We start from the raw sequence: 11,094 nt of genomic DNA, 5'->3' as shown, positions 1-11,094 counted from the left end.
CGAGGGGCGGGCCGTCGTCGTCGAGGACGGGCAGGGCCCGGGCGGCGGCGAGGCAGCGGTCGAAGTCCGCGCCGCGCGCTGCGGACGGGGCCACTGCCGGGGCGGGATTGCGCGGGGGCGACTGGGCGGGCAGGGCCGCCGCGCTGCCGGCGCTGAGGAAGGCGGCCACGGCGGTCGTGCCCGCGGCCGTCGTGAGCGTACGTCTGGTCAGGCAGCCGTGGTCGGCGTCAGCCTGGTGATGCTCGGTCATACCGCAACTTCTACGGGCCCACCGGACCGGTTCGCTCAGGGTTGTGGTGAATTGCCACGGACGAGGGAAAGGCCCCGTTCAAACCGGTGCGGACCGGGTGCGCGGGGGCACGCGCGCGCGGGCACCTGCCCCCGGTTACGGCGATGGGATGAATCGCGCCCCATGCCGCCCGGCGCGCGAGGCCGGATCAGGACACTGCCCCTTACAGACCTGCGCGCGGAGGGGGAACACAGTGGAACAGCGGCCCGGGGCGGGTGCCCGAGCGCGGTACTGGTTCGACACGACCCTGGCCCGCGGCACCTCCGCTCTGGTGGGCTGGCTGGTGCTGGTCTGCCTGGCCGTGGTCGTCCCCGCGAGCGCGGCACTGGTGTGGACGAGCGGGCACGCCCCCGCCACCTTCTCCGGGAAGGTGGCGGCGATCTGGCACCTGACGGGGGAGACGATGCGGCTGGGCGGCACCACGGGCAGCCCGGCCCGGGTGGCGCTGTCGGTGCTGCTGGCCCTGGTCGCCCTGGTGTACGTCTCGACCCTCGTCGGTCTCATCACGACCGGGCTCACCGAGCGGCTCATCGCCCTGCGCCGCGGCCGCTCCAAGTTACTGGAACGCGGTCACGTGGTGGTCCTGGGCTGGTCGGAGCAAGTCTTCACGGTGGTGAGCGAACTGGTCGCGGCCGGTGCCAACCAGCGGCGCTCGGCCGTGGCCATCCTGGCCGACCGGGACAAGACGGCCATGGAGGAGTCCCTGCAGAGCAAGGTCGGCCCGACCGGCCGGACCCGGCTGATCTGCCGCAGCGGACCGTCGGCGGACCCGGCCGTGCTGGCGCTCACCAGTCCGGCCACCGCCGACTCAGTGATCGTGCTCCCGCCCGACGCGTCCCGCGGCGACGCGGACGTCGTCAAGGCGCTGCTGGCCCTGCGGGCGACGGCGCGCGGAGGCGACGTCACCGTGCCCGTCGTGGCGGCCGTCCGCGACAGCGGCTACCTGCTCGCGGCCCGCCTGGCCGCCGGATCCCGGGGCGTCGTCCTGGAGAGCGACACCGTCACCGCCCGGCTGATCGCGCAGGCGGCGCGCCGCCCGGGACTGTCCCTGGTCCACCGCGACCTGCTCGACTTCGCCGGGGACGAGTTCTACCCGGCCGCCCACCCGTCCCTGACCGGTCGGGAGTTCGGTGAAGCGCTGCTCTCCTACGGCAACGCCAGCGCGGTCGGGCTGATCCGCGACGGAGTGCCCTGGCTGAACCCGCCCGCGCGGACGGTGCTCGAACCCGACGACCAGCTCCTCGTCATCGCCGCCGACGACGACACCGCCGAGCTCGCCGACTGCGCGCCGCTGGTCGACGAGCGGTCCGTGGCGGGCCCCCGGCCGTCGGACACCCGGCCGGAGCGGCTGCTGGTGCTGGGCTGGAACCGCCGCGCACCCCTCGTCCTGCGGGAGTGGGGCCGCAACGCACCCCCGGGTTCGGTGGCCGACGTGGTGGCGGACGAGGACGAGACCGTGGTGCGGGCCGCCTGCGACGACGACCGTGACGTCGGTGACGGTGACGGCTCCGGCTGGACCTGTGTGGCCCACAGGGGCGACACCACCCGCCCGGAGACCCTGGCCGGCCTGGACCTCGGCTCCTACGACAGCGTCATCGTGCTCGGCCAGGAGCCACGGGCCGGTGAGCCCCCTGAGGAGCCGGACACCCGCACGCTCGTCACCCTGCTCGTCCTGCGCCACCTCGAACGGCGCACCGGCCGGGAGCTGCCGTTGGTCACCGAGCTCACCGACGACGGCAACCGGCCCCTCGCCCCGCTCGGCCCCGGAGCAGACGTGATCATCAGCGGCAAGCTCATCGGGCTGCTGATGGCGCAGATCTCCCAGAACCACCACCTGGCGGACGTGTTCGACGAACTGTTCTCAGCTGGCGGCACGCAGATCCACCTGCGGTCGGCCGCCGACTACGTCGTGACCGGCCACGAGACGTCCTTCGCCACGGTTGTTGCGGCGGCACGCGCCCGGGGCGAGTGCGCCATCGGCTACCGCAGTCACGCCGACGCCCGCCGGGCCCCCGATTACGGGCTGCGCCTCAATCCGCCCAAGGCGGACCGCCGGCGCTGGTCCGACGGCGACGAGGTGGTCGTCATCGCGGGGGAGGGACGGCGGGGTGCCGTAAGGAGCGGCCGGCTCCCGCTTCCTCGCGCCACTCCCCGAGGATGATCACGTCGAAGGCGGCGCCCGGGAAGACGCGTATTGCACGCACCTGTCGGTGGCGGTCACGCCCTTCTTGTCCGGCGCTCAGCGCAAGGCCGGTCGCGGGATCGGGTTCGCGACCGCCGTCGCTGAGTCCAAGCAGACCCTGCTCTGCACCTACGCCTCCGCAGTACTCCCCGTCGGCCTCGTTGCAAACAGCCTCTTTGGCTGGTCCTGGGCCGACCCGATCGCCGCCCTCGTGATCGTCGCCGTCGCCGTCAAGGAAAGCCGCGAAGCCTGGCGTGGGGACGCCTGCTGCGGCCCCATTCCCACCGCCGGCACCAACTGCTCACAGCCTCAACCTGGCTGCCACCGGCAGGTGGTCGCTGCCGGTGGCGGGCAGCGTCCAGGATGCGCGTGGGTTGATGCCGCGTACGAGGATCTGGTCGATCCTCACCACGGGGAACGAGGCGGGCCAGGTGAGGCCGAACCCGGCGCCCGCAGCGGACTGGGCCGAGCGCAGCCGGGAGGTGGCGGCGGACAGCGCCCGGTCGTCGAGGCTGCCGTTGAAGTCACCCACGAGCACGATGCGAGGCAGCGTTTCGGCGCGCAGAGCGGCGCCGAGGCGTCGTGCCGCGGCGTTGCGGTCGTCGGTGGTGAAGCCGGAGGAGGTGAAGCGGACCGACATCAGGTGGGCGACGAAGACGGCGACGGGTCCCTTGCGCGTGTGGACAGTGGTGCGCAGAGCGCGCGTCCAGGGCGAGATGTCGACGGGCCGGGTATCGGCGATCGGGTACCTGCTCCACAGGCCGACGGTGCCCTGCACCGAGTAGTAAGGGTAAGTGCGGGCCAGCGTGCTGACGTACTCCGCTGTCGCCGCACCGCCCAGCTCTTCGAGGGCCACCACGTCGGCACCGGAGGCGGCGAGGGCGCGTGCCGTACGCGCCGGGTGCGGATTGTGCTCGTTGACGTTGTGGGTCACGACGGTCAGATCTCCGCCGCGGGCCTGTTTGTCGACGAGCGTCCCGCCGAAGAGCGAGCACCAGATGACCGCGGGCAGCAGGACGGCCACGGCGGCGGTCGCGGACCGGCGGACCAGCGCGCACAGCAGCAGGAGCGGCACGGCCAGGCCCGTCCAGGGCAGGAAGGTCTCGATGAGACTGCCGAGGTTGCCGACCCGGTTGGGCAGGTGGGCGTGGCCCAGCATCAGCAGCGCGGCCAACAGTGCGACGGCGGCGACGATCCGGCCGCGTCGCCAGACACCGGTGTCAGCGCCGGGCTCTGATGGGGGAGAGGGCGCCGGCCGCAGGGGAGGGGTGTCGAGCGTGGATGCCATGTGGTCTCACCTCGTACCGGGCTCGGTCTGCGCGAGCCACTGCCGCACGCCCTCGATCAGCGTGGCACTGCTGGTGAAGGCGGCCTGGAGGCCCTGCTGAGGGCTGGTGCCGGCCTGCTGGTGGAGGACGACGCCGAGGATGAGACGGTCCTGTCCGCTGCCGTCGGGTGCGGTGGCCGCCCACATCAGGTTGCCGCCGGCCGGGGTGCTGGATCCGGTCTTGAGGCCGATCACGCCGGACGTGCCCAGCAGCGCGTTGGTGTTGGAGATCCGGCCGGATGTGCCGGGGGCGGTGGTGCTGGGCATCGCAACGATGGACCGGATCACCTCGTCCCGCATGACCTGCTGTGCCAGCTTCAGTTGGTCGGCGGATGTGCTGATGGTCGTGGACTCCAAGCCGCTGGCGCTGGTGTAGGTGGTGCGGTGCATGCCCAGAACGTGGGCCGCCTGGTTCATCTTCGTGGCGAACGCCTCCTGCGAGCCGGCGTCCCAACGGGCCAGCAGACGCGCGATGTTGTTCCCGGAGGGGATCAGCATCAGTTCCAGCAGCCGCCGTTCGCTCAACCGCTGCCCCGCCCTGACAGGCACGCTCGACTCCACACCCGACACGGACTCGCCGTCGGCCTGCTGGTCGACGGTGATGTCGGGGCCGGTCTCGCCCCTCCGCAACGGGTGGCCGCGGAGGATCACGTACGCGGTCATCACCTTCGTGAGGCTGGCGATCGGCACTGGCGTCTGTGCGCCCTTCGTCCCGAGGTCACCACGATCACCGAGGCCCTCGACGAGGACGCTCGTCTGGCCCTCCTGCGGCCAAGGCAACGTCCTCGCTGCCGAGTTCACCGCCCGCGCGGTGGCCGAGCCGGCGCCCGGGCCGCCGTCACCGGAAGTGAGCCGGAAGACGATGCCGAGAACAGCCACGATGATCAGGGCCATGATGCCGGCGCCGAGGACGACCGCGGAAGGAGCGCCCGGTCGGTCCGTCGGGCGGGGAGGCAACCAGGGGCGGCCCGCTGACGGTGGCCGCCGTAGTGGTCTCACCTGGCGTGGACCGCGCAGGCCAGGAACACGGGAAAGACGCATGGGGGCGGTATCTCCTAGTCGTTGACGTGCGGCGTTCGCACGTCAACGACTGTGGCCGGGGCCGGTCTCGGCAGGGCCGTGGCCGTGGATCCGGCACCGCTCAGCCGGTCATCCGTCGTGTATCAACCCTGTCGCGTCAGCCGGCCGGCGGCAGCCGAAGCGTGGCGACGGCTCCACCGTCGGCGGCGTTGGAGAAGGTCAGCGACGCGCCGATCACCTGTGCCTGGCCCGAGGCGATCGTCAGCCCGAGACCGTGGCCGCGGCCACGGTCGGCCGTACTGGTGCGGAAACGCTGCGGCCCTTCCGCGAGGAGGCTGCCGGGGAAGCCGGAGCCGTGGTCACGGACGACGATCGTCGTCCCGTCGACGGTGACCTCGACCGGCGGACTGCCGTGCCGATGGGCGTTGATGACCAGGTTGGCCAGGATTCGGTCGAGCCGCCGCGGGTCGGTCTCGGCCATGACGGGCGCACCGGTGAAAACGAGCCGCGCCTCCACTCCGGTGCGGGCCAGCGAGTCCCGGACCACGTCGGCGAGGACGACAGACCGCAGTTCGGCGCGTTCCACGCCCGCGTCCAGCCGGGAGATCTCCAGCAGGTCCTCGACGAGGGTGCGCAGTACCCGCACCCGGTCCCTGACCAGATCAGTGGCCTCACTCTCCGGGAGCAGCTCGGCGGACGTGACCAGACCCATGAGCGGGGTGCGCAACTCGTGTGCGACATCGGCGGTGAAGCGCTGTTCGTTCAGCAGCCGGCCCCGCAGACTGTCGGCCATCGAGTCGACGGTGTCCGAGATCTCGGCGATCTCGTCGCCGCCCCGGCCGCGCATCTCGGTCCTGGCGGCCAAGTCCCCCGCCGCGATCCGACGGGCGGTGCGCGCCACCCGCCGCAGTCGCCGGTTGGGCAGTTCGGCGGCGAGAGCCGAGAGGGGTACGACGACGGCCAGCGCGAGCAGGGAGTACTGCCACATGTGCCGGTCCAGGGCGCTGCGGCTGAGCTGGTCGGGGGTCATGTCGACGAAGATCGCCACCACCTTGCCGTCGGACAGCAGTTGCCCGGCCCACATCCGCGGCTGATACCGGTTGCTCTCGTCGTACAGGGCGGCCGTGCCGTGAGCCCGCACGCTCCGCGCCAGGGCCGGTGGCATCTCCTGGGGGTTGTGGACGAGGCTGTCCGTCGCGTCGGGGCTGTCCGAGGCGAGGGCGGTGCTCAGGGCGGTGTAGGCCCTGGCCGCACCGTCGTTCATCGACCGCTCGTAGGTACTGTGGTGGACCAGCAGGCCGACGGTCAGCGCGATGCCGCAGCATGCCGTGGCCACCAACACGGCGATCTTCCAGCGCAGCGAGCGCCAGTGGAACAGGGCTCGGACGGTGCGCATCTTGCCCATCTCAGCGTCGCAGCTTGTAGCCGAAGCCTCGGACCGTCTCGATCCGCTCGGACCCGATCTTCTTCCGCAGCCGCTGCACGCACAGGTCGACGACGCGGGTATCGCCGTCCCAGCCGTAGTCCCACACGTTGCGCAGAAGGGTCTGCCGGTCCAGGACGATGCCTGGATTCGCCCCGAACTCCAGCAGCAGCCGCAGCTCAGTGGGGGCCAGCGCGACCGGCTCGCCGGCCAGGAACACCTCCAAGCCGGCGGTGTCGATGGCGAGATCCCCGAAGACGAGCAGAGCAGGCTGGTCGCGCTGGTCGAGGTGGCCCGACCGGGCCGGTGTGCCTGACTGCTCCGGTCGGCCCGTGAGTGCGGCAGCCGGAGTGAAGGTGGCCCGCCGCAGCAATGAGCGGATCCGGGCCACCAGCACAGCGGTGTCGACCGGCTTGACCACGTAGTCGTCGGCGCCCGCCTCCAGGCCGGCGACGACGTCCAGCCCTTCGCCACGTGCCGACATCATCAGGATCGGGTCCATGCTGGTCTCACGGATGCGGCGGCACAGCCCGATGCCGTCGAGCTCCGGCAGCATCACGTCCAGCAACAGCAGGTCGTGCATGCCCTCCCGGAACAGTTCGAGACCGGTCAGTCCGTCGCCGGCCGTCGTGACGCGGTAGCCGTAACGCTCCAGCGCCATCGCGACCGACCTGCGGATCACCTCGTCGTCCTCGACGAGGAGGATCGTGACGGGAGCGGGATCGGGAGCGCCGACACCGACGGATGAATGGGGCATCTTCTCCGACCTGTGCGAGGGGCTGGCGGGGGCCGCACCATTGCCGTCAGGAGCCCTTCGTGCTCCTGACTCCGGGGCCTCCCAGTCCGGGTGCCGGGGCATGGGCGGATCTCACCGTACAGCCAACTGGTGATGTATGAGGTGACCATCGCCGCCGTCGAGGCTGCGAGCGCGGTGAACACGATACGGCGGCGCCGCCTCCGGTGTGCGGGAGCAGGGACCAGAGAGCAGGGGGCCTTGGGTCAAGCCCCATCATCGTCCGTCGGGAAGCCCGCACACCGCAGGCCAACCGCCATTGTTCGACCTTGACGAGGCAGGCGTCACCGCGTCCTGCTCGCCGTCACCACCTACGGCCAGGGCTCCGTGCGATCGCTGGAGGCCGTCATTGCGCACCCCCTCGTGACGTCGCCTTTCGCCGGCTGCCTGGGCGTTGAGGCCCTGGAACCCAGCCGCTCGATGGCCCATTCACAGGCCTCCGGTCGGTGTGATGCGTCGGCTGAGCGGGCGCCGGCCCGGCGGCGCGGTCACGACCCCGTGGTAACAAGGCCGAGCGCGATCGGCTGGAACTCACGTACACCAACTGAGCGCTGCCCGATACATCTCTGCAACATGACTGCGGCCCTCGCCCACCACTCTCGTCCGGCGGCGTCGACTCCTGACGCCGCCTTCCTTAAATCGAAGAGGTGTAGATCGGCGTGCGATATTTAAGCCTCTCGGCGCTTGCAGTCGGAATCGGGCTCTTCGCAGTCGAGGGTGTAGTCCGGTCGGCGCGTCGGTGGCCGGGTAGGGGTCGAGGTCTCCCGAGGATGGAGGCGACTATGATCTCGGGCTCGAAGTGCTCGGGCAGCGGTTGGAGCCCGATCGGGCGATTCTCTGGTGCCGGGTTGTCGAGCCCGACAGATGGTGTCGTCGCTGCGGATGCCAGGGCGCGGCCAGGGACACGGTGGTCCGGCGGTTGGCGCACGAGCCGTTCGGGTGGCGGCGGTGTTGGAGGTCAGCCTCCGCTGATATCGGTGTAACGCCGCCTCCGACGACCGGAACACGGACCGTCGACGCGCCGCGAGCCGTCAGTCGCCGACGCTGCCGTCGATCATCTCGCGCAGGATGTCCGCGTGGCCCGCGTGCCGGGCGGTCTCCAGGATCACGTGCAGGTACACCCACCGCAACGTCAGCTCCCTGCCCCGCGGTGCGTAGTCGAGGCTGTGCTGGGCGGCGATCTCGCGGGAGCGGTCGCACTCCGCCTGGTAGGCGCCGATGACGTCGTCGAGCTTCTCGTTCGGCTCCAGCCGCAGGTCGGCCTCCGGGTCTGCGTCGGTCCACGGCGGCGTGGGCAGCTCCGCGGCGGGGATCTGCCCGATCTGCTCGGCGAACCCGCCCAGTTCCACCCACCGCAGGTGTTTGATCAGGCCGCCGAGGTTGGTGCCGGTCGGCACCGGGCTGCGCCGGGCGTCCTCCTCCGACACCCCGCGGGCCTTGCGCACGACGGAGTCGCGCAGGTAATCCAGGAACGTCTCGAGCTGCTCACGCTCGCTGGCGGCGACCACGCTGCCGAGGATCTCACCGGGTCGAGTCATGGCCCGAACGTAGCACGCGGGCCGACCCCGCACCGGGGCTATTTGGGCTTTTCGCAGTCGCAGTTGAGGGTGTAGTCCGGTCGGCGCGTCCGTGGCCGGGTAGGGGTCGAGGTCTCCCGAGGATGGAGGTGACTATGCCGCCCATCCAGAAGACCTCGACGTGCCTGACGCTACCTTCGACCGCCCTGACATGACCAAGTTCTGCCGACTCGACGACCTCGGTCTGGTCGTCACCGGCCAACGGATCGAGCCTGACGGCTCGGTGCTCGCCTGCAGGGTCGTCGATGACGACCGCTGGTGCCGCGAGTGCGGGTGCGAGGGCACCCCGCGCGGTTCGATCACTCGTGAACTCGCCCACGCCCCGCAGGGTTGGCGGCCGACGAAGCTGCTGGTCACGGTCCGCCGCTACCGGTGTACCGGCTGCGGACACGTGTGGCGTCAGGACACCAGTCGGGCGGCCGAACCGCGAGCGAAGGTGTCGCGAACCGGGTTGCGGTGGGCGCTGGAAGGGATCGTGGTCCAGCGCCTGACCGTGGCGCGGGTCGCCGAAGGCCTCGGCGTCGCGTGGAACACCGCCAACGACGCCGTCCTGGCCGAAGGCAAGCGGCTCCTGATCGACGACCCGACCAGGTTCGACGGCGTGAAGGTCGTCGGGGTCGATGAGCACGTGTGGCGCCACACGCGACGCGGCGACAAGTACGTCACGGTGATCATCGACCTCACCCCGGTGCGTGACGGGACCGGTCCCGCGCGGCTGCTCGACATGGTCGAGGGCCGTTCCAAGCAGGCGTTCAAGACCTGGCTCAACGAGCGACCGCAGGCGTGGCGCAACGCCGTGGAGGTCGTCGCGATGGACGGGTTCACCGGCTTCAAGACCGCAGCGGTCGAGGAGCTGCCTGATGTCGTGACCGTGATGGACCCTTTCCACGTCACCCGGCTGGCTGGCGAGGCCCTCGACGTGTGCCGACGCCGGGTTCAACAAACCATCCACGGCCACCGCGGGATGAAGGGCGACCCGCTCTACTCCGCTCGGCGGACCCTGTGCACCGGCGCGGACCTGCTCACAGAGAAGCAGACCGACCGGCTCCGTACACTGTTCGCCGACGACGACCATGTCGAGGTCGAAGCCATGTGGGGCATCTATCAGCGGATGATCGCTGCCTACCGGCACGAGGACCGCGGCCAGGGACGTGAGCTGATGGCCAAGCTGATCGCTGACATCGGCACCGGCGTACCGAAGGTGCTGGTCGAGATCACGAAGCTCGGCCGGACGTTGAAGAAGCGCGCCGAGGACGTCCTGGCCTACTTCGACCGGCCCGGCACCAGCAACGGACCGACCGAGGCGATCAACGGCAGGCTCGAGCACCTGCGCGGCAGCGCCCTCGGGTTCCGCAACCTGACCAACTACATCGCCAGATCGCTGCTCGATACCGGAGGCTTCAGGCCGCAACTACACCCTCGTTTGTGAAGAGCCCCGTTGGCCTCGTCCGGTCCTGTCGCCGGACAGGAGATCAAAGTAGCGTCCAGCTATCTGGAAAGCGTCTGGTCGTGCCGGGCCGAGGCGGTGATCCCGAAGCTTATGGAAGGGGACTACACCTCGAACGATGCGATCCCGTACGCCAAGGAGTGCAACACTCAGCCCAGCAGCTCCAGCTCTGCAGTCGTCGATGCCAGGACCGGGGAACTCGTCGCGGTGAACAGCACCAGCAATCGTGACGGGAAAGAGTGCGAACTGAACAACCCATGCGAGGCGGACTCCAAGGGCACCGTGGTCCACAAGGGGCGCGGATACGCCACACAGACCGCGGCGATCGCCACCTGTCTCGGATCGGGCAACCTAGTGGACCTCAACCGCCAGGGCTGCACCCTGCCCAAGCCCTGAACCCGACGCCCCCGTGACCTCTTCCGTGGCCCCGCAATGGAGCGGGCCTGGTCCTCAGGGCGGCTGGGCCCCGGCGTTTGCCCGGCTCGTCCACTTTGATCATGTGATGCCGTAGAGAGTGAGGACGCGGGGCGATCGGTATGGGCTCGGCGTCCGGCGGCTACTGGCGCTCCAACGCCGAGGAGAGGGGCGGGCGTTGGCCGGGTTCAGCAGCGGGTGCACGGTGGAGGTACAGGGCCTGGTCCCGCTGGACCTGCGAACGGGAGACCTGCGGGAAGACGCGGACCGTCGAAGGTCTGCGGGCTGGTCACCTTGTACCTTGCAGGGCGGCGAGAGGTAGAGAAATGATCACCTCCGATACTGGAAGTGACCAACAGCCCAGCTGTCCCGGCTCAGTGTCGGTCCGTGGCTCGCGGGTGTCGGCGGGGTTGAAATGTGAGTCGATTCCGGCGGGTGAAAATGACCCCGCACTGCGTCAGTTGCCCCGACACCGCCTGTTGGGACCCCTGTCCGGATGCGCGCTCTCGGCTGGTCGGCCGCTGTTCGGACACACTCGCTGATCACCGAAGCCCGGACCGGCCTCGGCCTGGCTGCTGTGGTTGGTGGCAGCCAGGCCGAGGAAGAGTCAGCCGTGCACGCG

Annotated in this window: 8 protein-coding genes and 3 pseudogenes; 5 read left to right on the top strand and 6 right to left on the bottom strand. The window is 70.4% G+C overall.

Translation table 11 applies throughout. The features are described from left to right. Positions 1–250 (bottom strand): annotated as a pseudogene (locus AOJ26_RS07985) (flavin-binding oxidoreductase); the annotation flags it as partial. Between the two features lie 232 nt (positions 251–482). Between AOJ26_RS07985 and AOJ26_RS07980 the strand changes: the two are divergent. Both AOJ26_RS07980 and AOJ26_RS44245 read left to right on the top strand, forming a co-directional pair. Continuing rightward, complete coding sequence (locus tag AOJ26_RS07980; RefSeq protein ID WP_053847486.1) at positions 483–2,450, top strand: CASTOR/POLLUX-related putative ion channel; 1,968 nt, start codon at positions 483–485, stop codon at positions 2,448–2,450. A gap of 43 nt (positions 2,451–2,493) precedes the next feature. Next, positions 2,494–2,763 (top strand): annotated as a pseudogene (locus AOJ26_RS44245) (cation transporter); the annotation flags it as partial. Between the two features lie 9 nt (positions 2,764–2,772). Here AOJ26_RS44245 and AOJ26_RS07975 read toward each other — a convergent pair. From AOJ26_RS07975 to cseB, 4 genes are all read right to left on the bottom strand, one after another. Continuing rightward, on the bottom strand, positions 2,773–3,759 hold the full coding sequence (locus tag AOJ26_RS07975) for an endonuclease/exonuclease/phosphatase family protein (protein ID WP_078959795.1): 987 nt from the start codon (positions 3,757–3,759) through the stop codon (positions 2,773–2,775). Between the two features lie 6 nt (positions 3,760–3,765). Beyond that, a complete protein-coding gene (locus AOJ26_RS07970) occupies positions 3,766–4,692 on the bottom strand; it encodes a D-alanyl-D-alanine carboxypeptidase family protein (protein ID WP_234358493.1) in 927 nt (308 codons plus the stop codon). Between the two features lie 283 nt (positions 4,693–4,975). After that, positions 4,976–6,214: a sensor histidine kinase gene (locus AOJ26_RS07965; RefSeq protein WP_053847488.1), complete on the bottom strand. Its 1,239-nt coding sequence runs from the start codon at positions 6,212–6,214 to the stop codon at positions 4,976–4,978. A 10-nt stretch (positions 6,215–6,224) separates the two neighbouring features. Next, entirely contained in the window at positions 6,225–6,998 is a 774-nt protein-coding gene (gene cseB, locus AOJ26_RS07960; RefSeq protein ID WP_053847484.1) for a two-component system response regulator CseB, read from the bottom strand. Positions 6,999–7,818: 820 nt separating this feature from the next. Between cseB and AOJ26_RS41630 the strand changes: the two are divergent. After that, positions 7,819–7,980, top strand: a pseudogene (locus AOJ26_RS41630) (ISL3 family transposase); the annotation flags it as partial. A gap of 85 nt (positions 7,981–8,065) precedes the next feature. On the opposite strand, the gene AOJ26_RS07955 reads toward AOJ26_RS41630, so the two are convergent. Further along, complete coding sequence (locus AOJ26_RS07955) at positions 8,066–8,572, bottom strand: DinB family protein (RefSeq protein ID WP_053847483.1); 507 nt, start codon at positions 8,570–8,572, stop codon at positions 8,066–8,068. Between the two features lie 160 nt (positions 8,573–8,732). Here AOJ26_RS07955 and AOJ26_RS07950 point away from each other — a divergent pair, with 160 nt between their 5' ends. After that, on the top strand, positions 8,733–10,040 hold the full coding sequence (locus AOJ26_RS07950) for an ISL3 family transposase (RefSeq protein WP_053847482.1): 1,308 nt from the start codon (positions 8,733–8,735) through the stop codon (positions 10,038–10,040). A 9-nt stretch (positions 10,041–10,049) separates the two neighbouring features. Continuing rightward, positions 10,050–10,454 (top strand): hypothetical protein, encoded by a 405-nt coding sequence (locus tag AOJ26_RS07945; protein WP_143663531.1) that lies wholly within the window; start codon positions 10,050–10,052, stop codon positions 10,452–10,454. Positions 10,455–11,094 lie beyond the last annotated feature (640 nt).

The sequence above is a fragment of the Streptomyces sp. NRRL B-24085 genome, assembly GCF_001282115.1.
GTDB lineage: Bacteria > Actinomycetota > Actinomycetes > Streptomycetales > Streptomycetaceae > Streptomyces.
This window is presented reverse-complemented; position numbering and strand designations above follow the sequence as displayed.

Coding starts and splice junctions, on each gene's coding strand:
- AOJ26_RS07975 (WP_078959795.1), bottom strand. CDS start 3,759: ATGGCATCCACGCTCGACACCCCTCCCCTGCGGCCGGCGCCCTCTCCC.
- AOJ26_RS07970 (WP_234358493.1), bottom strand. CDS start 4,692: ATGGCCCTGATCATCGTGGCTGTTCTCGGCATCGTCTTCCGGCTCACT.
- AOJ26_RS07965 (WP_053847488.1), bottom strand. CDS start 6,214: ATGCGCACCGTCCGAGCCCTGTTCCACTGGCGCTCGCTGCGCTGGAAG.
- cseB (WP_053847484.1), bottom strand. CDS start 6,998: ATGCCCCATTCATCCGTCGGTGTCGGCGCTCCCGATCCCGCTCCCGTC.
- AOJ26_RS07955 (WP_053847483.1), bottom strand. CDS start 8,572: ATGACTCGACCCGGTGAGATCCTCGGCAGCGTGGTCGCCGCCAGCGAG.